At 62.4% G+C, this 20,671-nt stretch carries 16 protein-coding genes; 7 read left to right on the top strand and 9 right to left on the bottom strand.

The genetic code is table 11. From position 1 onward, the window contains the following. Positions 1-197: 197 nt before the first annotated feature. The gene (locus tag ACSQ3Z_RS25460) at positions 198-1,049 is read right to left on the bottom strand and encodes a transporter substrate-binding domain-containing protein (RefSeq protein WP_436174071.1); all 852 of its coding nucleotides are present in this window, start codon (positions 1,047-1,049) and stop codon (positions 198-200) included. Between the two features lie 125 nt (positions 1,050-1,174). Between ACSQ3Z_RS25460 and ACSQ3Z_RS25455 the strand changes: the two genes are divergently transcribed. From ACSQ3Z_RS25455 to ACSQ3Z_RS25440, 4 genes are all read left to right on the top strand, one after another. Further along, the gene (locus ACSQ3Z_RS25455; protein WP_436174070.1) at positions 1,175-3,574 is read left to right on the top strand and encodes an adenylate/guanylate cyclase domain-containing protein; all 2,400 of its coding nucleotides are present in this window, start codon (positions 1,175-1,177) and stop codon (positions 3,572-3,574) included. A gap of 294 nt (positions 3,575-3,868) precedes the next feature. Further along, entirely contained in the window at positions 3,869-4,891 is a 1,023-nt protein-coding gene (locus ACSQ3Z_RS25450) for an IS110 family transposase (protein WP_436174069.1), read from the top strand. Between the two features lie 566 nt (positions 4,892-5,457). Continuing rightward, a complete protein-coding gene (locus ACSQ3Z_RS25445) occupies positions 5,458-7,314 on the top strand; it encodes an adenylate/guanylate cyclase domain-containing protein (RefSeq protein ID WP_436174068.1) in 1,857 nt (618 codons plus the stop codon). 242 nt (positions 7,315-7,556) lie between these two features. Then, positions 7,557-8,207, top strand: a complete 651-nt coding sequence (locus ACSQ3Z_RS25440; protein ID WP_436175134.1) for a glutathione S-transferase family protein — start codon at positions 7,557-7,559, stop codon at positions 8,205-8,207. A 100-nt stretch (positions 8,208-8,307) separates the two neighbouring features. Here ACSQ3Z_RS25440 and ACSQ3Z_RS25435 read toward each other — a convergent pair whose 3' ends face one another. The 6 genes from ACSQ3Z_RS25435 to ACSQ3Z_RS25410 form a co-directional block, all read right to left on the bottom strand. Continuing rightward, a complete protein-coding gene (locus ACSQ3Z_RS25435; protein WP_436175133.1) occupies positions 8,308-10,194 on the bottom strand; it encodes a bifunctional sugar phosphate isomerase/epimerase/4-hydroxyphenylpyruvate dioxygenase family protein in 1,887 nt (628 codons plus the stop codon). 2 nt (positions 10,195-10,196) lie between these two features. Then, positions 10,197-10,646, bottom strand: a complete 450-nt coding sequence (locus ACSQ3Z_RS25430; protein ID WP_436174067.1) for a type II 3-dehydroquinate dehydratase — start codon at positions 10,644-10,646, stop codon at positions 10,197-10,199. A gap of 20 nt (positions 10,647-10,666) precedes the next feature. Continuing rightward, a complete protein-coding gene (locus tag ACSQ3Z_RS25425) occupies positions 10,667-11,968 on the bottom strand; it encodes a TRAP transporter large permease (RefSeq protein WP_436174066.1) in 1,302 nt (433 codons plus the stop codon). Next, positions 11,965-12,483, bottom strand: coding sequence for a TRAP transporter small permease (locus tag ACSQ3Z_RS25420; RefSeq protein ID WP_436174065.1), 519 nt, complete (start codon positions 12,481-12,483; stop codon positions 11,965-11,967). The genes ACSQ3Z_RS25425 and ACSQ3Z_RS25420 overlap by 4 nt, the downstream gene beginning before the upstream one ends. Before the next feature lie 78 nt (positions 12,484-12,561). After that, positions 12,562-13,548 (bottom strand): TRAP transporter substrate-binding protein DctP, encoded by a 987-nt coding sequence (gene dctP / locus ACSQ3Z_RS25415; protein ID WP_436174064.1) that lies wholly within the window; start codon positions 13,546-13,548, stop codon positions 12,562-12,564. Between the two features lie 12 nt (positions 13,549-13,560). Further along, on the bottom strand, positions 13,561-14,484 hold the full coding sequence (locus tag ACSQ3Z_RS25410) for a shikimate dehydrogenase (protein WP_436174063.1): 924 nt from the start codon (positions 14,482-14,484) through the stop codon (positions 13,561-13,563). Positions 14,485-14,617: 133 nt separating this feature from the next. Here ACSQ3Z_RS25410 and ACSQ3Z_RS25405 point away from each other — a divergent pair, with 133 nt between their 5' ends. Next, complete coding sequence (locus ACSQ3Z_RS25405; protein ID WP_436174062.1) at positions 14,618-15,322, top strand: TetR/AcrR family transcriptional regulator; 705 nt, start codon at positions 14,618-14,620, stop codon at positions 15,320-15,322. 46 nt (positions 15,323-15,368) lie between these two features. Here ACSQ3Z_RS25405 and ACSQ3Z_RS25400 read toward each other — a convergent pair whose 3' ends face one another. After that, complete coding sequence (locus tag ACSQ3Z_RS25400; protein ID WP_436174061.1) at positions 15,369-16,991, bottom strand: ABC-F family ATP-binding cassette domain-containing protein; 1,623 nt, start codon at positions 16,989-16,991, stop codon at positions 15,369-15,371. A 147-nt stretch (positions 16,992-17,138) separates the two neighbouring features. After that, the gene (locus tag ACSQ3Z_RS25395) at positions 17,139-18,692 is read right to left on the bottom strand and encodes a flavin-containing monooxygenase (protein WP_436174060.1); all 1,554 of its coding nucleotides are present in this window, start codon (positions 18,690-18,692) and stop codon (positions 17,139-17,141) included. A 147-nt stretch (positions 18,693-18,839) separates the two neighbouring features. Between ACSQ3Z_RS25395 and ACSQ3Z_RS25390 the strand changes: the two genes are divergently transcribed. Both ACSQ3Z_RS25390 and ACSQ3Z_RS25385 read left to right on the top strand, forming a co-directional pair. Beyond that, a complete protein-coding gene (locus ACSQ3Z_RS25390) occupies positions 18,840-19,313 on the top strand; it encodes a hypothetical protein (RefSeq protein WP_436174059.1) in 474 nt (157 codons plus the stop codon). Beyond that, on the top strand, positions 19,310-20,653 hold the full coding sequence (locus ACSQ3Z_RS25385) for a GAF domain-containing protein (protein ID WP_436174058.1): 1,344 nt from the start codon (positions 19,310-19,312) through the stop codon (positions 20,651-20,653). The genes ACSQ3Z_RS25390 and ACSQ3Z_RS25385 overlap by 4 nt, the downstream gene beginning before the upstream one ends. Positions 20,654-20,671: the final 18 nt, after the last annotated feature.

The following is a 20,671-nucleotide window of genomic DNA, read 5'->3' as shown; positions in this document are numbered from 1 at the left end:
CTTCGTTTTTCTCGAAAGCAGACATTCGGCTTGGGCGGTATTATGCCGGACTTGGCCCCGAAGCCGACATCCGGGAAGGTCAACTTTTGACCCGTCTGCGACCTTGGTTGGATGAACGGGGCGTCCCCGCGAGCAGACGTTGGTTGCTTAACCGGGTGACTCCAACGGCTGCCTGATCGCACATCTTTGGCCGGTCGTCATTTTTCCGTTAGGTCGAAATCGAACCACTTCATCGACAGGGTTCGCAAGGTGCCGTCGGCATGCATTTCGTCGACCGTCTTCTTTAGCAGATCGGCTAACGCGGGATCGCCCGGCATGATCGCGACCGACTGCGGCACGCGGTAGAGAGGCTGGCCGATCACCCTGAAAGGCTTGCCGTCCTTGATCAGCGCCATCACGACGGGCAAGTAGTTGACCACGCCGTCCAGTTCCACCCCGTCGCCCTTGGCCAGCGCCTCGAACGCCTCCTCCTCGTGGTCGTAGGTGACGACGATCGGATTGTCGATCTTGTAGACCACCGGCGGCGCGTCGACGATGCCGAACGGCTTGCGCCGAAGGTAGAGTTCGTAGTTCGCCGACTTCAGCGCGCCGATGCGCTTACCGCTGGCGTCCGATGGCTTCTTGATCGTCGTGTTGTCGCGATGCACCGCCAGCACGCCGAGCGCATAGTAATAGGTGACGGGGAAGGCCACGTGCTTGGCGCGTTCGGCCGTCGGTGTCATGCTGTTGACCACGATGTCGTAATTGCCGTTCCACTGACCGGTGGTCTGCTCCTCCCATGTATAGATCGAGCCGTCCTTGCCAGTGACGTACTTGACCTCGACGCCGAGACGCCGGCCGATCTCGCGCAGCACCTCGACATCGAAGCCCATCAGCTCGCCATCCTCGTCTTTGATGACGTAGGGCGGCCAGATATCAGGATAGGGCGACAGAAGCTGACCGCTTTGCTTGATCCTGTCCAGAGTTTCCCCGGCCAAGGAGGGGGCCGAGAAAGCTGCCAGCACCGCGCAGGCGAAGGAAACAAGTGGCCACGCCCTGTTCGAGCCCATGCCATATCCCCCGCTAGGCGGCTTTCAGCAAGATTGACCTTGCGTTATGCTAAATTAGCATTGTCTCGAGGAACATTCCACCATGATCGGTGACGGCCTCAAAAGGCCCATGCCTGGCGTTTGACATGTTGCTTGCGCTTGCAAGGCACGGCGTTGCGCTGAAGATCCTCACCGGGCTGGCGCTTCTGGTGCTGCTTACCGTTTTGGGCGGCGTCGTCGCGATACACTCGTTCCGGGAAGCAAACAACGTCTTCACTACGGTTGCTTCGACGCAGATCGACACCATGTCGGACGCGGCCGAACTCAGGGAACACACGCAGGCCATCGCCTCGCTGGCGCCCGGCCTTTTCGCACGCGAGCTCAACGAGGGGTCGTTGCTCGATTTCACGACCAAGGCGTTCAACCAGCAGAACCAGCTCCAGGCCCTGATCGACAAGTTGTCGAGCCAAGTCAAGGACAGCCAGGGCCTGGCCTCGATCAACGCCGAAGCTTCGGCCCTGTTCGACAATGCCGACAGCCTGTCTACAGCGATCTACGAGAAGGCGGCGCTGCAGGACAGCATCGACAAGGCTATCGGCGAGCTTGTCGCCATCAGGGACAACGCAACGGGTGCGCTGGAGCACAAGGCCTTCGGCGAAGCGGCGGTTGCCATTGCGATACGGTCGTGGATCGCCGCCTTCAACGCCTTGAATTCGACGGCCCTGGAGTCGTTGGCCACCACGCAGCCCAACGCACTCTCGGTGATGGCAGCAGACATGGCGTGGCATCTGCGCGAGGCAGAGATCGCCGTGCAAAGCGCGACCGGCGCTGAGCCCCTGCTCGGCGCATTGCAGAAGCGTCTGGCGGCAATCGCGGGCGGGCCGCAGGGCTTCATTATCCAACGCCAGAAGCTTCTTTTGGCCGAGCGGGAGATCGAAGACCTGTTCCAGAAGAACGAGCAGATCTCGGGCCGCTTGGCCGCAGCGGTAGATCTGGTGGTCGAGAGCATCCGCAACGACGTCGCCGCGCAGAACCAGACGTTGAACGCCACGCTCGCCGGCCGGTCCCGCCTCCTGCTGATCATGGGATGCCTCGGGCTCACCGGCGCGCTGGCCGTCGGCGCATTCACGCAGATGTCCGTGGTCGGCCGGCTCAACAGGCTCCGCAGGGCGATGACCGGAGGCCACGCGTCCGAAGACGCGCTCGATCTCACGAGGGGCAGCGATGAGATAGCCGAGATGGCGCAGTCCGTCGTCAACTACGTCAACGAGATCAACCGGCGCGAGGAGGACATCAAGCGCAGCAGCTTGCGGCTCACTTCCGCGATCGAGACGCTGCCCACCGGCTTTTCGTTGTACGACGCGGAGGACCATCTCGTGGTCTGCAATACTCGCTACAGGGAGCTTCTATACCCCGGGATTGAGGATTTCGTGCAGCCCGGACAGTCGTTCGAAATGGTCGTACGCAAGTCGATCGAACGAGGGCACATCCTCATTCCGCACGGCGGCATCGACGAATGGGTCGCCGAACGGATCGAGCATCACCGCAATCCGCATGGCCTCACAGTTCAGCAGCGTGCTAACGGTGTCTGGGTAGAGATTGGGGAACGACGCGCCGAGAACGGCGACATTGTCGCCATTTACACGGACATCACCGAGCACAGGAACTTCGAGGCGCAAATCATCGCGGCCCGCGAGAACGCAGAGCGGGCCAAAGATGTCGCCGACGAGAAGAGCCGGACGCTCGAGCGGCTGTCCGAGCGGCTGTCGAAATATCTCTCGCCACAGGTCTTCGCCTCGATCTTCACCGGCAAGAACGACATCACGATATCCTCGTCACGCAAGAAGCTGACGATCTTCTTTGCGGATGTGGCCGACTTCACCGAAACCACGGATAGCATGGAGTCGGAAGAGCTCACCGCCCTGCTTAACCATTACCTGACCGAGATGTCCCGGATTGCGCTGAGCCATGGGGCGACGATCGACAAGTATATCGGTGACGCAATCATGATCTTCTTCGGCGATCCCGAGACGCGCGGCGTCAAGGAGGACGCTGTCGCCTGCGTAAACATGGCGGTTGCCATGCAGCGGCGCATGCGCGAGCTGGAAGCCGATTGGCGCGGGCGCGGCATCCAGCGCCCCTTCCGCATGCGCGTGGGCATCAACACCGGCTTCTGCACGGTCGGCAATTTCGGAAGCGAAGACCGGATGGATTATACCATCATCGGCAGCGAGGTTAATCTTGCGTCGAGACTGCAGTTCCATGCAGAACTTGGCGGCATTCTACTCGCCCACGAGACCTACGCTCTGGTCAAAGACTTATTCCCCACCGAAGAGCAGAACCCGATCGTCGCCAAAGGCTTTGCCGACCCAATTAGGGTCCATAAGGTGCTGGGAGTGCACGATCAGGTTAACGGCACCAATGGCGTCATATCTGCGCACATGGACGGCGCCGAGATGCATATCGACATCGAAAAGCTGTCCGAGGCCGATCGCGTGGCCCTCAGAAATCTCGCGCAGGACCTCGTCCTGAGGCTTCAGCCGTAGAAATCTGCAGTATTTGACGCCTTCCATTCAGGGACCGGCATTATTGCCTTCGCCATAAATCCGCAGCTGCGGTTTGGCCCTAGAGTGTAAGTCTCAAGTGGCTAGAGCCTAACCGGTAAACCTGACCCAACGAACGCCCGCTCATGGCGCGCAAGCGGTCGGCACTACGCTGGATGAAAAGTCGGCTTTCCAGCCCCATCATCCTGGAAGCGGACGTTCCGCTTCTGATGCGGTGGACGGCTCTCCACCCCCTTGCGGCTATAGTCGCGGGTTTAGAGCTGGAGGAGAGCTGCCATGGGCATTGCTAGGACGATTGGTCTGGATATCGCGAAGTCGGTCTTTCAAGTGCACGGCGTGGATGCGGCTGGCGAGGTTGTCATCCGCAGGAAACTGACCCGTGGGCGGGTCCTGGGGTTCTTCGAGAATCTGCCCCGATGCCTTGTCGGGATCGAGGCATGCAGCTCCTCGCACTATTGGGCTAGAGAACTGATTGCACGAGGCCATGATGTGCGGCTACTTCCTGCGCAGTATGTGAAGCCCTACTTGAAGCGGCAGAAGAACGATGCGGCCGATGCTGAGGCCATCTGCGAGGCTGTGACCCGGCCGACCATGCGCTTCGTGCCGGTGAAGACGCCCGAGCAGCAGAGTGTGATGATGTTGCACCGGGTTCGGTTGATGCTCAACCGCCAGCGCACCCAGCTATCGAACGCATTGCGGGCGCATCTCTCGGAGTTCGGTATCGTGGCGCCGATCGGGCGGGGCGGGATCGAGCAACTGCTTGCCGTCATCAACGACGAGAACGACCCGAGGGTGCCAGCTGACGCACGGCTCTGCCTGCAGATGCTCGAGGCGCAGCTCAGGGTCGTGAAGGCGCAGATACTCGAGAATGATCGAAGGGTCCGGGCGAGTGCGAGAGAGACCGAGCTTGGTCGCAGGTTGATGGAGATACCAGGCGTGGGCCCGTTGCTGGCGAGTGCGTTCGTGGCGACCGTCGCCGATGCGCACGCTTTCAAGTCGGGGCGCTGCCTCTCGGCCTGGATCGGGCTCGTGCCGAAGCAAAACTCAAGCGAGGGCAAGGAGAAGCTCGGCAGCATCTCCAAAGCCGGCAATCGTTACTTGCGCCAGATGCTCGTGGTCGGCGCGATGGCGGTCATCCGTTATGCCGAGCGGAACGGGACTAGGCGGCCATGGCTCGTGCAACTGATGACCCGGCGAACGGCCAAGGTTGCAGCGGTTGCGCTCGCCAACAAGACCGCCCGGATGGTCTGGGCGTTGATGACAAGCGGCGAGCGCTACATGGAGCCGGTCATCGCATAGAACGAGACAAGGCGAGCGAACGCCGACGAGGTTGGAAAGGGCGGACAGGAGCTAATGCACAATGCCGGTTGATACCGCCGGATCAGGAGAACCCAATTGGGCCGTGCACCTTCGAGTGCGAGCTTTCGATCGGGACCTGAGCCGCGCGAATGGCATTATGGCCAGCGGCATATATGAAGAGCCGCACCTACAGGTCGGATACATGGCCGCACCAACCAGCAACTGCAGAGCGCTCAAATAGAACCCTTGCCAACGGAGAGCCGTCCATACACGGCCCTATGCTGCCGGACCGCAATGCGCCAATTTCGGCCTAACAGGCAAAGTTCGTCGTTGCCCTGAAGCGGACACCATTAAGCTGAGGGTCGTGGTTGCGGCTTTCCCCGATCAGGGAAACATTCCCGTCTATCCAAGCCCCATGGAAGGCACGAGACTCGACCATGAGTGGGAACGGCTCAGCCCATACCAAGACGCAAGAATTTAGGTTACCTTTCTGGGACTGAGCTGTCGCGACTTATGGTCGGGTCGCATCATGTGGGAGACCTTTCTCCAATCTCAAAGCCGCTTCCATGCGTCGATCGCTATTTCAGAAGTATTTTCTAGTCTTGTTCGCGGCGGCCATTTTTCCAGTGGCTGCCGGTGGCATCAGCAACACGTGGTTCAGCTATGTCGACCAGCGTGCGATCCTCAGTGCCCTGCTGCGGTCCGAGGCAACATCGGCGGCCGACAAAATTGAGAGCTTTCTTGACGGCATCAAGGTTCCGCTCGGCTCCACGATCCCCCAGGGCGGGAACATGGCCAGCGTGAAACACCTTCGGCTCCTTGCCGTACGAGCGATGCACCAGGTCCCGGGAATTCTCAGCATCAGTCTTGTCGACGGTACCGGCGCGGAGCGGCTGCACATCTCTCGCATTGGCTCAAACAGGACGGAAGGCGGGGCGGATCGCTCAGGCGATCCCGCTGTCGTGGGCGCCAGGACGGCGAGGGTCTGGTACGGCCCAGTCATTTATCGCCAGGGTTCCGAACCATCCATAACCATGGCGATGGCCAATTACGACGCTACAGTCGTCAACTCGGTCATCGCCGAAATCAGTCTGAAGCCTATCTGGCTCATCGTTTCCGAAATCGGCGTGGGCCGCAGCGGCCGGGCATTTGTCGTCGACCAGACCGGCCGCCTCATCGCTCACCCCTCGATCAGCAAAGTGATGCAGGGCGCCGACGAGAAAGCAGCGTTGGCCCTGCGCGGATTGCGGGATGCGATCGCCGCCGCGGGCGGCACTGCGATTGCAAGCCGCAACGCCGAGAATGAACGCGTTGTGACCGCTGGCGCGCCGATTACCGCGGCCGGCTGGACGGTATTTGTCGAGCAGTCGCAGGCAGAGGCTTTTGCACCCCTATACGCTTCATTGTGGCGGACCGGCGGGTTGTTGCTGACCGCCACAGTCCTTGCGGCGGTACTCGCATATTGGCTTGCCAGACGGATGAGCGGGCCCATCCGATTGCTGGAAGAAGGCGCCCTCAAGATTGGTGCCGGACAGTTCGATTACCGTATCAACATCGCTACTGGAGACGAACTTGAGCGGTTGGCTGCGCGGTTCAACCAAATGGCGCAGGAACTCGCCACATTGCGGGACCGCGCAGAGCGAATGACGCGGTTGAAGCGCTTTCTTGCACCACAGGTGGCTGAACTCGTGGAAGAGGCTGGCGACGAGAGAATGCTCGCCGGACAGCGCGCAGAAGTGGTCGCCGTTTTTTGCGACTTGCGTGGCTTTACCTCATTTTCGGCACACGCTGAGCCCGAGAACCTCATGCAGCTCTTGCGTGAGTACTATGAGGCGCTTGGCGTGATCATTACCCAATATGAGGTAACGCTGACCAGTTTTTCGGCGGATGGATTGATGATCCTCGTCAACGCCCCGGTTCCACGTGAGGAGCCGGCGCTTCATGCCGTAAAAATGGCTGTCGACATGCAGGATTCCACACAAGAGCTCATATCTGGGTGGCGGCAGCGTGGTTATGAGATTGGCTTCGGCATGGGGCTCGCTATGGGGTGGGCAACGGTGGGTCGAATTGGCTATGAGGCCCGCGCTGACTACACCGCAATTGGCAATGTCGTGAACTTGGCATCGAGGCTGTGTTCGTCCGCTGAAGATGGACAAATCCTTATCGATTATTCCGTGGCGCGCCATTTGCCTGGCAACATGCCGATCGTTGACCTCGGTACTCGCCAGTTCAAAGGCCTCGAAGGGCACGTTCGCGTCTACAATGTTGAGACGCAAGGGATCGAGCGGCCGAATTTAGATCCGGCTGCGACTGACGCCACTGGCAAAGGGCTAGGCTCCTCTGCATCGACGTCCGCTATCGTTCTTCCCTGCACCACAAGCGGACCTACTGCTCCCGGCCCAAGTCCGGCCGTTCTAAAATAGCCGCTTCGCGCCATTTTGAGACCTTCGCCGACGGAAGGGTTTCAGGTCGTTCGCCGGCAAGGCCGCGCGCAGAAGATTCGGACTACGAATCCCATGGCCAAAGAAAACGCGGTCAGTTGTCGGGAGCCGCGCCGGTCGTTCGTCCTCTGGATGCAAAGCGCAAGAACCGGATACCCAACCATGAGAAAGATCGTCGCAACTACGCACATCGACAGCGTCATGCAATCACCCGGAGCTTTCCAATGACCCCCACCATCACAGCCTTTGAACGGTCGCCCGACCGCGGCAGGGGACAGGCACGTGACATGCGTGTTCGCTGGGCGCTCGAAGAAGTGGGCCGAGCTTACGACGTTCGTCTTGTTTCGTTCGGCGCGATGAAGGAACCCGCGCATCGTGCGCTTCAGCCTTTCGGGCAGATCCCGACCTATGAAGAAGGTGATCTTGCTCTGTTCGACTCGGGGGCGATCGTGTTCCATATCGCGGAGCGCAATGCGGGCCTGCTGCCGGACGATTCGAAGGCCCGGGCGCGCGCGATCACATGGATGTTTGCCGCTGTCAGCACGCTGGAGCCGCCGATCGTCGATCGGGAAACCGCCATCCTCCTGGAGCGCGACGAGGCCTGGCACAGGCAGCGCCTGCCCATGGTCGAGGATCGCATCCGTGGCCGGCTGGGCGAACTTTCCGATCGCCTTGGCGATGCCGACTGGCTCGACAGTGCGTTCAGCGCCGGTGACCTTCTGATGGTGATGGTGCTGCGCAGGTTGAACCGAACGGCTCTGCTGGACGAATATCCCAACCTCTCCGCCTATGTCGCCCGCGGCGAAGCGCGGCCGGCCTTCAAGCGCGCTTTCGATGCGCAATTGGCGGTTTTCACCGCCGCATCGACCGGCTGATGGGGTCTGTCCTGGTCACGTGAGCCATCGACGCGAATGTGCGGCTCTAGCCAGCGTTGCCCAAAGTGGACATTTCGCGTTTCTTGTCGCGTCGTGGCAGTCAGACCCTTGGCATACCTTTTGGCCACAGTGTTCGCTTCTGGGCGGCAATGCGGAACGGAGCATTGGCTGCCCCGTAGCCTCGATAGCCGCGACGCTCGACGATCTCGAAGAAGAAACCTTCGCCATAGGTCTGGCTGTAGAGCTGGAAATAGTCGCCGCCCTCATCGCGATCGAAGAGGATGTTTCGGCTCCGCAACCGGTTGGTGAATTCCGGGTCGAGGCCGTGGCGCGCTTCGAGATCGTCGTAGTAGTTCGGTGAAATTTCCAGCGCATTGAAGCCGAGCTCGGCCAGGCGGGCGGCGGTCTGGAAAATATCGCGGCTGGCGAAGGCCAGATGCTGCATGCCGGAGCCGAAGCTCTCGGCGACAAAATGGCCGGCCAGCGTCCTGCGGTTCTCCGCACCGTTCAAGGTAAGCCGAAGCCGGCCACCATCGTCGCTCTCCACGACCTGGCTGCGCACGACGCCGGCCGGATCGATCACATCCACCATGGGCAATTTTCTCGTCCTGAAGATCGATGTGTAAAAAAGCAGCCAGGTCAGCATCTCCTCATAGTTCATCGATTGAGCGAGGTGGTCGATTGCCATCAGCCCGGCATCGTCGCCTGCGTCGGCGACCGGCTCGAATTCAATCTCCCAGACTTTTGCCAACTCGCTCTTGCCGTCGATGAAGTAGATCACACCGCCTCCGACCCCGCGTATTGCCGGTATCGCCAGCTCATCAGGGCCATGGCGCTGTTCAAAGGGCTCGGCGCCCAATGCGCGAGCGCGGGCCACAGTTGCGGCCGCATCGTCGACTTTCAATCCGAACGCATAGGCAGAAGCGCCGTGAACGAGATACGAGGAGTGCGCCAGCCCTTCTTTTTCGGTGTTGACGACAATGTTGATATCGCCCTGGCGAAGCCGCACCACATCCTTGTTCTTATGGCGGCCGACCAGCGAGAACCCCATGGCGCGCAGCAACAGCACCAACTCTTCAGCCTCGGTCTCGTTTGCGGCGAACTCGACGAATTCGATGCCGCTGACCGCGACACGTTCCGGCAAGGCAGGCACGTCGATCGCGATGTCCGGCTCGGCGCGTGCAACCTGGTCCATTAGGTATATCAGGGACCTGTGGCCATCGACCGCGATAGACCTGGGCGATCCACCGCGGAACTGGTCGTTGAATATTTCGAGCGACAACGGCCCGTCGTAGCCGGTTGCCGCGACCGCTCGCATGAAGTCGACCACGGGCAGATCACCTTCACCCGGCATGTTCCGGAAATGGCGGCTCCAGTACAGCAGGTCCATATCAATCAGCGGAGCGTCGGCAAGCTGGACGATGAAGATGCGATCGCCTGGGATGGCGCGGATCGTCTCGACATCCACCCGCCGAGCCAGGGTGTGGAAGGAGTCAAGGATCAGTCCGATGTTGGGATGGTTCGCCCGCCTGACAATCTCCCAAGCGTCGCGATGGTCGCTGATATGCCTCCCCCAGGCCAGCGCCTCGTAGCCGACGCGAAGGCCGCGCCGTCCTGCCCGTTCGCCGAGTTCGCGGAAATCGTCGGCGGCACGGTCGATCCCGCCTACCGCCAGCGACGAGACGTTGGAACACACGAGCATCAGGTCCGTGCCGAGTTCTTGCATGAGGTCGAACTTGCGCTCCGCTCGATCGAAGGCGCGCTCACGTTGCTGTTCGGGCATTCCTTCGAAATCGCGGAAGGGCTGGAACAGTGTGATCTCCAGGCCATGATCTCTGATCATCCGCCCGACTTCGGCAGGGCTGCCGTCGAAGGCAAGAAAGTCATTCTCGAATATTTCCACCCCATCGAAGCCGGCCGCAGCGATGGCCGCGAGCTTCTCAAGCAAATTGCCGCTGATCGATACGGTGGCGATGGAGGTCTTCAAGGTCATGACACCTTCGATGCCGCCGCTTGCAGATCCAAGACCGCACGAACCGCGACAGGATAGCCGCGCGGGCCTAGCCCTGCGATGACCGCCGTCGCGACCTTCGACACGTAGGAATGGTGATAGTGAGCCTCACGTCTGTGAATGTTCGAGATGTGAAGCTCGACGATCGGGCCGGAGAACATTTTTAGAGCGTCGAGGATCGCAATCGACGTGAAGGAGAGACCGGCCGGGTTGATGACGATCCCGGCTCCCTCGTCGATCGCTTCGTGGATCCAGTCGATGATCTGACCTTCGCTGTTCGACTGATGGAAGCGAACGGGCGTGACGCCAGCCGCATCCCGGCAGAAGGCTTCGATTTCGGCCAGCGTTGTCGTGCCGTAGATTTCCGGTTCGCGCTTGCCGAGCCGGTTCAAGTTCGGGCCGTTGATCACGTAGATGGACTTCTCCATGACGGCTCCTTTGTCTTCGATCAGCCCTGGTAACCCAGCAGCCGGGGCAGCCAGAGCACGAGCTCCGGGAAAAAAGTGATGAGAGCCAGCGAAGCGATCATCGCCCACAGGAACGGAAGCACGTCGCGGACGATGTCCTTCAGCGGTACTTCGGCGATCCTCGTCATGATGAACAGCAGCAAACCGTATGGCGGCGTCACCAGGCCGAGCATGATGTTGACCACCACCATGACGCCGAAATGCACCATGTCGATGCCGAGGGCGCGCGCTGTCGGGATGAGGACGGGCACGATCACGAGGAGAATCGTGGTGCCTTCAAGTACGCAGCCGAGCAGCAGGAGCAGGATATTGACCAGGATCAAGAAGCCGATGGGCGAAAGATCCCAGCTAGTGAGAATGGCCTTGATCGATTCCGGGATGTTCTCGACGGTGACCACATAATTGAAGACCAGGGCGCCGGCGATCAGCATTCCGATCGAGGCCGAGGTGCGCGCGCTGGCCAGCACGGAACGGTAGAAATCGGCGAAACTCACACTGCGGTAGAGCACGACAGAGATGACCAGAGCATAGGCCGCGGCCACGGCCGCCGCTTCGGTCGGCGTGGTAGCGCCGGTGTAAATGCCGCCGAGCAGGACGACCGGCATCATGAGCGAGGGGAAGGCACGCCAGGTAATGCCCGGCAGTTCGCGCAGCGGTGTCGGCGCTTCGACCGGAAAGTTGTTGCGCTGCGCCTGGTATGCCACGATCCCCATCTGCGCCGCCGCCATCAGCAGGCCGGGGATGACGCCGCCGAGGAACAGGTAGCCGATCGAGGCATCGGACACGAGCGCATAGATGACCATGGGGATCGACGGCGGGATGATCGGCCCGATGACTGAGGTCACAGCCGTCAGCGCCGCTGCGTAGCTCGGCGTGTACTTGCCGTCCTTGGTCATCATCATCTGCATCATCTTGCCGGTGCCGGCAGCATCGGCGATGGCCGATCCCGACATGCCCGCAAAAATGATGCTCTGGACGACGTTGACGTAGGCAAGCCCGCCCCGGAACCGACCGACCACGGCATCGCAGAAGCGCAGCAGGCGCTCCGTCATCGAGCCGATGTTCATCAGCTCCGCAGCCAGGATGAACAGTGGCACGGCGAGGATGATGTAGTTGTTGTACATCCCGTTCAGCAACTGCTCGGCCGCCGTCCCCATATCGAGCCCTGCCAGCAGCAGATAGAGGATCGAGCCGGCGATCATGGAGTGCCCGATCGGCAGCCCGAGAAAGGCAAGCAAGGTGATCGCGACGACCGAGATCGAGAACGGGCTGGCGAAATTCATACGCCCGACCCCGCCTTGGTGGGATCGAACTCCTTTGGCGCCTTGCCGAACACGGCCTGCCAGGACAGCCAGAGGTAGCGGACAATGATAGCCAAGACGAAGATGACGTAGATCGAGAACAGCCAGTCGAAGCGGATCGTCAGGTAGGCGGTCTTTTCGACCTTCATGAACGTCACGTAGTCGAGCACGGCAGGAAACGAAATCGCATAAAGCGCAATCAGCGATGTAGCCGCGATGAGGAACATGATGCGGCGAACACGCGGTGGGGCCGATGCGTAAAAGAGATCGAAGCGGATTTCCTCCTCCTCGCGCACAACGAAGGCTGCACCCCACAGCACCAGCCAGATCCACAGGATCACGCTGATTTCGTTGGTCCAGCCGATCGGCATGTTGAGCAGGTAGCGAAAGACGATCTGCAGCAGGAATGCCGCGAACATGGCCGCCAGCATGACGGCCAGGACGTTTTCGGCGCGCCGGTACAGCCAGCGGCCGAGGTTTCGGAGCGAAGGGTTCACGAGGGCTTCTCCGCCTGTGAAAGCCATAAATGGAATGGAGGAGGTGCGATGGACAGCAATGCCCGCCGCACCTGCGGCCTAGAGCGCGTTGATCTTGTCGACCATGCCGGCCGGCCAGTCCTTGGCGAGGTCCGACGACAGGTATTTCTCCTGAGCGTATTTGCGGAACGCAGCGATGTCGGGCTCGTAGAGCTTGAGGCCCTTGCCCTTGAACAGCTCGACCAGCTCCTTCTCGCGCGCCAGGTGTTTTTGCGTGCTGAATTCGATGGCGGCGTCGGCGGCGGCCTGGAACTTCGCCTGCTTGTCGGCGCCCATGTCATCCCACACCTTCTTCGACACGGTCAGCAGATCGAAGCCGACCAGGTGCGATGTCAGCACGATCTGCGACATGACCTCATAGAATTTCATGTTCTCGACATTCGGCAGCGGATTGTCCTGGCCGTCGATCGCACCGGTCTGCAGCCCGGTGTAGACCTCGGCGTAAGCCATCGCGACGGGATTGGCTCCGAGAGCGGCGCCGAGGAACTGCCAGGCGTCGCCACCGGGCATGCGCAGCTTGATGCCTGCCATGTCGGCCGGCGTGGTTATCTTCTTGTCCGGCTTGAGGCCGATCTGCCGGGCGCCGAAATAAGTCGGCCCGAGCACGCGCACGCCAAGCTGGTCCTCGGTCATCTTCTTCATCTCTGCGCCGAGATCGCCGGCGAAGAAGGTTTTCAGATGCGCGGCGTCGCGAAACAAATAGGCGGCTGTGACAATCGACCATGCCGGGATCTGCTTGGAGATATCCTGCGGTGCGATGTTGCCCATCTCAAGATTGCCGCGCTGCAGGGCGACGAGCTCGGTACCCTGCTTGAACAGATTGCCGCCGTAGTAACCCTCAAAGACGAAGTCGTCCTTGATCGCGTCGGCGAACATTTTCATCATGTCGGCGCGGATATCCTGCTCGGAGAAAACGGCCGAGAAGCGCAGTTTCGGCTTGTCCTGGGCGAGTGCCGGAAAGGCTGCGGTCGTGGCGAGCAGGCCGGCCCCGACCAGGAGTTCGCGGCGTGTTGCATTGAAAGTCATGTTCTTTCCTCCCTATTGGCTATTGTCCAAATCTGTGGCGGCTGGCCCACGGCCCCTCCCAAAGGCGGCAAACGCCGCCTTCATCCGTTCAACATCGGGCGCAAGCCCGGTGAAAAGCTCAAAAGCCCGCACCGCCTGGAACACGGCCATGCCCTCGCCACTGAGCGTGCGGCAGCCCTGTTGCCGTGCCGTCCTGAGCAGTTCCGTTTCGAGCGGCAGGTAGACGATGTCGGCCACCCAGCACTCCGGTCGCAATAGTTCTGCGGCGATCGGCATGCCGGGCAACTTTGCCATGCCGACCGGTGTCGCGTTGACGATGCCGTCTGCGCGACCCGAGGCCGCAGCGAGGTCGGTTACCACCTCCACCTTTTGGGTGCCGCCGGCCGACCTAAGCCGGGACGCCAGCGCTTCGGCCCGATCAGTCTGCACGTCGGTTACAAGCAGCGTCTCGACGCCGCTTTCCAACAAAGCCTGGGCCACCGCTGCGCCGGCGCCGCCGGCTCCCAGCAGCAGTACCTCGCGAAGCTTCTGTCCGGCCAGCCCGTGGCGGAAACTCTCCTTGAATCCCCACTTGTCGGTGTTGTGGCCGATGCGTCGGCCGCCCCGGAACACCACGGTGTTGACCGAGCCAAGCATCTCGGCCGCCTCGGAAAGTTCGTCGAGCAGCGGGATGATTTCCTGTTTGTAGGGGAACGTGACGTTGAAGCCAGTGAAGCCGAAGTGCTCGGCAAAGGTGATGAGATCGGCCAAAGGAGGCGCAGTCTCGCCCATCGTTTCTGTATCGAGCAGCGTATAAACGCAGGAGAGCCCCTGGGCGCGGCCTTCCGCCTCGTGCATCGCGGGCGTCCTGGAAAGCTGAATTCCACGCCCGAGCAAGCCGACCAATATGCGGCGCGAGCCGGGAGATGTTTCCCGGTTCTCGACAGTGGTGGCCAATAGGGCCAAACGATCCTCCCAATCGAACTGGGCACACTTTGTACCAGTTAGTTAATTGCGTCAACAGCTTTGTACCATTCGGTTAATTTGCTAGGCTATGCTATGTGCCGATCCACGGTTGCGAGAAGCGGACATGAATGACGACATGATGCTGAACGAGAAGGCGGCGGCAGGCGGCCGCAGCGGGTGGAAGCAGGATCCCGCCGGCGTTCAAAAGAACATACTGGCGGTGGCGATGACCGAGTTTGCCGCAAATGGTCTGTCCGGTGCGCGCATCGACGAGATCGCAGCTAAGACGCACACGTCAAAGCGGATGATCTACTACTATTTCGGCGACAAGGAACGGCTCTACGGCCGGGTCCTCGAGGAAGCCTACCGGCAGGTTCGAACCGGCGAGGAGGCGTTGGAGCTTGATCACCTGCCGCCGGTCGAGGCACTCAAGCGGCTCGCCGAGTTCACATTCGATCATCACAGCCGCCATCCGGATTTCATCAGGATCGTGATGATCGAAAACATCCATCATGGCCTGTATCTCGAACAGTCTAAGCTGATCGGACTGTTGAATGCAGGGGCTATTCAAAAGCTCGAGGCGATTTGCCAGCGCGGGCGCGCGGATGGTCTTTTCCGGGAAGACGTGTCGCCCCTCGAACTGCATTGGCACATCAGCGCGTCGAGCTTCTTCAACGTCTCCAACCGGGCCACCTTCTCGCGCATTTTTGGCAGCACACTCTACACCGTGGACGGGCAGCGCTCACTGCGAGATCATCTGGTGGAAATGGTCGTCGGCCTCGCGCTGAAACCCGAGCGCATGAAAGGGCGCGCTCATGCGCGTCCCTGACCGCTGTGCTTTCCCTGAGAGGCTGGTTGGGGCAATAGCCCTCCCCCTAGCTCCTCAGCCCCGGCGCTTCCTGCCCGGTGCGCTCGACATATTCCGTATAGCCGCCGCCATAGGTGTGGATGCCTTCGGGTGTCAGTTCGAGCACGCGGTTGGAAAGCGCCGCCAGGAAGTGGCGGTCGTGCGAGACGAACAGCATCGTGCCTTCATACTGCGACAGCGCGGTGATCAGCATCTCCTTGGTGGCGATGTCGAGGTGGTTGGTCGGCTCGTCCAGCACCAGCAGATTGGGCGGATCGAACAGCATCAGCGCCATCACCAGCCGGGCCTTTTCGCCGCCCGAAAGCACGCGGCATTTCTTCTCGATCTCGTCGCCGGAAAAGCCGAAGCAGCCGGCAAGCGCGCGCAGCGGCGCCTGGCCGGCTTGCGGGAACGCGTCCTCCAGCGTCTGGAAGACGGTGCGCTCGCCCTCCAGCACTTCCATGGCGTGCTGGGCGAAATATCCCATCTTGACGCTCGGCCCACGTGCCACCGTGCCCGCATCCGGATCGGACGCGCCGGCGACCAGCTTCAACAGCGTCGACTTGCCGGCGCCGTTGACGCCCATGATGCACCAGCGCTCGCGGCGGCGGACCTGGAAGTCCAGCCCCTCATAGATGGTGCGGCTGCCGTAGCCCTTGTGCACGTTCTTCAGCGTCACCACGTCCTCGCCGCAGCGCGGTGCCGGCTGGAATTCGAAATTGACGATCTGGCGGCGCTTCGGCGGCTCGACGCGGTCGATCTTGTCCAGCTTCTTCACCCGGCTCTGCACCTGCGCGGCATGCGAAGCACGCGCCTTGAAGCGTTCGATGAAAGCGATCTCCTTGGCCAGCATCGCCTGCTGGCGTTCGAACTGCGCCTGTTGCTGCTTGTCGGCGATCGCGCGCTGCTGCTGGTAGAATTCGTAGTTGCCGGAATAGGCGGTGAGCGAACCGGCGTCGATCTCCACCACCTTGTTGACGATGCGGTTCATAAACTCACGGTCGTGCGAGGTCATCAGCAGCGCGCCGTCATAACCCTTGAGGAACTGCTCCAGCCAGATCAGGCTTTCGAGGTCGAGATGGTTGCTCGGCTCGTCGAGCAGCATGACATCGGGGCGCATCAGAAGGATGCGGGCCAGCGCCACGCGCATCTTCCAGCCGCCGGACAGTTTGCCGACGTCGCCGTCCATCATCTCCCGGGAAAAGCCGAGGCCATCCAACACCTCGCGCGCGCGGCCGTCCAGCGCATAGCCGTCGAGTTCCTCGAAACGGTGCTGCGCCTCGCCATATTTTTCTATGATCTCATCCATCTGGTCGGCTTGGCCGGGATCGGCCATGGCCGCCTCGAGTTCCGCCATTTCGGCCGCCACGTCGCTGACCGGCCCGGCGCCGTTCATCACTTCGGCCACCGCGCTGTGGCCTGCCATGTCGCCAACATCCTGGCTGAAGTAACCAATGGTGACGCCACGATCGACTTGCACCTGGCCCTCGTCGGGCTGTTCGTCGCCATTGATCATGCGGAACAATGTCGTCTTGCCGGCGCCGTTGGGGCCGACAAGGCCAACCTTCTCGCCCTTCTGCAGCGCGGCCGAAGCCTCGATGAAGACGATCTGCCGGCCGTTCTGCTTGCCGATGCTTTCGAGACGAATCATGGGGTGTTCCGGGAGGCCGATGCGAGGTTGAGGGATTTGCCCGGGGCCATACGCGAATGAGGGGAGTAAGGGAATAGGGCAGTACGGCAGTAGGGGGAACAAGGAAGGGTCGCTATTCCTGCTGCCCTGTCCTTACCCCCTCTCCCCTCAGGCCGCCTCTCCGACTGGCGGCAGCGCCGCCGCCTCGATCAGCGCCCACCGCGCCTGTTCGTCATGCGTCAAGTCGTTGGAGGTGATCGCTCCGAAAGCAGCCGCGGCGGCCCGTATGCGGGCGGGCGCGTCGGAGAGCCTGTCCGGCCCCTCCAGCCGGAACGAGGCCGGCGACAGCGGACCGAAAGCCAGGGCGCGCTTCAACTCGGGCCAGCGGCGTGGGTCCGGCTCGGCGCCGATGCGGCGGGCAAACATCACCGCCATGTCGTGCATCAGCACCTGCGGCGGCCCGTTGCGCGCCGCCCGACTGACGGCGAGCCGCTCGCCAAGCTCGGTCCGCGAGAGAGAGGCGATGCGACCGGACCAGACATAGCTCACCCAGCGCGCCTGCAGCTCCAGCACCGGCAGCAGCGGACCGACCTGGTCGTAGAGGCCGATGAAGGCGAGTCCCTCGAGGTCGGGATGGAAGGTGTGGTCGGCAAGGGTGATGTGCTGCCGGTCGAGCTCCAGCGCCTCGACGATGTCGCGGCCGAGGAAGGGCAACGACAGCTCATAGCCCGTGCCCATGATGATGGCGTCCACCTCCTGGCTGGTGCCGTCCGTGAACCGGACGGTGCGGCCCTCGATGCGCTCGATCCAGGAGCGCGGCGAGATCCTGCCTTCGGCGACCAGCGGCAAATAGTTCTGCGACTGGGTGAGGCCGGCGGCGAAGATGTTATCGTCGGGGGGCGGCGCGCCGAACTGCTCTGGGCTGCCGGAGGTGGCGACGACAAAACCCTTCAGCCCCGCCGCCAGCATCTCCGGCGGCGTCACCGGCCCGGCAAGGGCGGCGAAACGGGTCAAGGCGAGATGGTCCGCCGGGATGCCGGAGAGCAGCTTTTGCAGCACATAGCGCTGGCGCCGGCTGGCGACGCTGACGCTGGCCGCGCCGCCCGCCGCCAGTTCGGAGGCGATCTCCAGCGCGCTGATCGAGCAGCCCGTCACCAGCACGGAAAGACCGCGATAGGCGGCGGCACCCTCATAGTCCATGCTGTGGCGGACCCCACCGCTACCGGAAAAGCCGGCCAGGCCGGTGACATCTGGCAGATGCGGGCGGGTCTGGCGGCCGGTGGCAACCACCACCTTCTCGAAGCGCTCCGCCTTCAGCGCGCCGCCGGTCCGCGCGGTGACCAGCCAGCCACCCGCGGGGTGCCGCTCCAGCCGCTCCACCGGCGTCGAGGTGCGGATGCGCGCCGAGATGCCCTTCTCGGCCGCGTAGCACTCGAGATAGGCGAGCATCCCGGCCTGCGTTGGATAGACCGGCGTTCCCGGCGCATGGTCGAGATCGCCGAAGGCGCTGAGCACCCGGCTGGTGTTGGTGCGCATGCCCGGCCAGGTACCGCTCTTCGGCTGGCCGGCATTCCACTGGCCGCCCAGCCTGTCAGCGGCTTCGAACACCACTGGTTCGAAGCCGTCGCGGCCGAGCCAAGCGGCGGCGGCAACGCCGCCCGGGCCGGCGCCGATGACGGCGACATGGCCGGCCGGATGGATTTCGACATCGGAAGAAGTCATCGTGGGTCTCCTTGTTTGAGGTGACCCGCCGATATCGCCGCCGAGGCCGGCGCGCCTCCTAAATGCTTCCTAAGCGCGGCCCGGTTTTCCTAAATAAATACTATGGTTATAAGAAACCCCTGAAACAGGGGCGGACACAACCGGCGAATGACACTGGACGAGGATCTCTGCGATTTCATCGAAAGTCCGGTGATGATCATCGTCGGCACGCGCAATGCCGACAATGTGCCCGAGATCGCACGCGGCGTCGGCATCGAGGTCGATCGCGCGACGGGCAGCCTCAGCCTGCTTATGTCGGCCTGGCAGTGGCCGGAGACCGCGGCCAATCTCGAAACCGGCGCGCCCATCGCGATCACGCTGGCGCGACCATCGGACTATGTCTCCTACCAGTTGAAGGGCACCATCACCACCATGCAGCCGACCGGGCAAGCGGACGAGGCAGTGGCCGGGCGCTACATGGCCACCATGAGCGCCGTGCTCTCAGAGCTCGGCCTCGACACGATGCTCGCCGAGCCGTGGCAGACCGATCGCGAGCTGCTGCGAGTCGGCGTCGCGCTCGGGCAAGTGTTCCTGCAGACGCCCGGTCCGCAGGCCGGACGCCTGCTCAAGGCCGACGCATGACCATCGCGCTTTCCGATCTTTCCTCCTGCTTCGAGGGCGTGATCCCCTCGATCATCACCACCGTGGCGCCGGATGGAACGCCCAACATTTCCTACCTCTCGCATGTCGTGCGCGTCGACGACGGCCACGTCGCGCTGTCCAACCAGTTTTTCTCCAAGACGGCGATCAACGTCAGGGCCAATCCTCGCGCGGCTCTGCTGGTGGTCGATGCGCTGAGCGGGCTGCAATACCGCCTCGACATCGCCTTCGAGGAAAGCAGCGAGGCCGGGCCGCTGTTCGAGCGCATGGCGACGGACCTGAGGGCCGCCAGCCTGCAGATCGGCATGGGCTCGGTCATGCGCCTGAGGGCCGTCGACGTATACAGGGTGCTCGCCATCCGCAAGGTGCGCTCGCCAGTGATGCGTGCGGCGCCGGTTCCCGGCATGGCCGCTGGGCAGCTGAAGGGTCTCGGCGCGTTGGCCGCCGCACTTGCCGAGGCGGACGACCTCGGCGCGCTGCTCGAAATCACGCTTGCGGGACTGCACGAGGAGTTCGGGTTCCGCCCGGCGATGATCCTTGCCTATGACGCGGCGCGCGAGAGGCTGACGACGATCGCCAGCGCCGGCTATGGCCGCACCGGCATCGGGTCGGAAGTGGCGCTGGGCAACGGGCTGATCGGCACCGCGGCGCTGGAGCGGCGGAGCCTGCGCATCAACGACATGAGCCGAACGCGAAGGCTGGGCGGCGCCATCGAGGCCAGCAGCGCCGGCGAGAACCATACCCGCACGATCAGCCTGCCCGGCCTGCCCGAGGCGATGAGCCAGCTCGCCGTGCCGCTCGTCGCCCACCAGCAGCTCAAGGGAGTGCTGGTGATCGAGAGCGAGAGACGGCTCGCCTTCTCGCCGGAGGACGAACTGGCGATGGGCATCCTCGGCCGGCATCTGGCGATGGCGCTGTCGCTGGTCGAGGCAGATCCGCCCGAGGTTCCGGCTGCTTGGACGATGGAAGGCGCCGGCGCGCTGGCCGCCGGGCCGAGGTTCCGTGTCGCCCATCACGGGCTCGACGACAGCGTCTTCATCGACAACGAATACATTGTGCGCGGCGTGCCGGGGCGGCTGCTGATGAGTTTCCTCAGAACCTATGCCAGCGAGGGCCGGCGGGAATTCTCCAACAAGGAGATCCGCGCCGACGCGACCCTGCGCCTGCCCGATTTCAAGGACAATCTCGAAACCAGGCTGTTGTTGCTGCAGCGCCGCCTGCAGGAAAAGCAGGCGCCGGTGCAGGTGGAGCGCCCTGCCCGCGGCCGCATCCTGCTCATTGTGTCGGGCCAGCCGGTGATCGAGCGCGCAGCGGAAGGCTGAGCCTTCCGGCCCGCATCG

It is taken from the genome of Mesorhizobium sp. LjNodule214, assembly GCF_964252735.1.
Taxonomy (GTDB): Bacteria; Pseudomonadota; Alphaproteobacteria; order Rhizobiales; family Rhizobiaceae; genus Mesorhizobium.
This window is presented reverse-complemented; position numbering and strand designations above follow the sequence as displayed.

Excerpts from the sequence above, each read along its gene's own strand:
- ACSQ3Z_RS25460 (WP_436174071.1), bottom strand. The coding sequence starts at position 1,049 with ATGGGCTCGAACAGGGCGTGGCCACTTGTTTCCTTCGCCTGCGCGGTG.
- ACSQ3Z_RS25455 (WP_436174070.1), top strand. The coding sequence starts at position 1,175 with ATGTTGCTTGCGCTTGCAAGGCACGGCGTTGCGCTGAAGATCCTCACC.
- ACSQ3Z_RS25450 (WP_436174069.1), top strand. The coding sequence starts at position 3,869 with ATGGGCATTGCTAGGACGATTGGTCTGGATATCGCGAAGTCGGTCTTT.
- ACSQ3Z_RS25445 (WP_436174068.1), top strand. The coding sequence starts at position 5,458 with ATGCGTCGATCGCTATTTCAGAAGTATTTTCTAGTCTTGTTCGCGGCG.
- ACSQ3Z_RS25440 (WP_436175134.1), top strand. The coding sequence starts at position 7,557 with ATGACCCCCACCATCACAGCCTTTGAACGGTCGCCCGACCGCGGCAGG.
- ACSQ3Z_RS25430 (WP_436174067.1), bottom strand. The coding sequence starts at position 10,646 with ATGGAGAAGTCCATCTACGTGATCAACGGCCCGAACTTGAACCGGCTC.
- ACSQ3Z_RS25425 (WP_436174066.1), bottom strand. The coding sequence starts at position 11,968 with ATGAATTTCGCCAGCCCGTTCTCGATCTCGGTCGTCGCGATCACCTTG.
- dctP (WP_436174064.1), bottom strand. The coding sequence starts at position 13,548 with ATGACTTTCAATGCAACACGCCGCGAACTCCTGGTCGGGGCCGGCCTG.
- ACSQ3Z_RS25405 (WP_436174062.1), top strand. The coding sequence starts at position 14,618 with ATGAATGACGACATGATGCTGAACGAGAAGGCGGCGGCAGGCGGCCGC.
- ACSQ3Z_RS25400 (WP_436174061.1), bottom strand. The coding sequence starts at position 16,991 with ATGATTCGTCTCGAAAGCATCGGCAAGCAGAACGGCCGGCAGATCGTC.
- ACSQ3Z_RS25395 (WP_436174060.1), bottom strand. The coding sequence starts at position 18,692 with ATGACTTCTTCCGATGTCGAAATCCATCCGGCCGGCCATGTCGCCGTC.
- ACSQ3Z_RS25390 (WP_436174059.1), top strand. The coding sequence starts at position 18,840 with ATGACACTGGACGAGGATCTCTGCGATTTCATCGAAAGTCCGGTGATG.
- ACSQ3Z_RS25385 (WP_436174058.1), top strand. The coding sequence starts at position 19,310 with ATGACCATCGCGCTTTCCGATCTTTCCTCCTGCTTCGAGGGCGTGATC.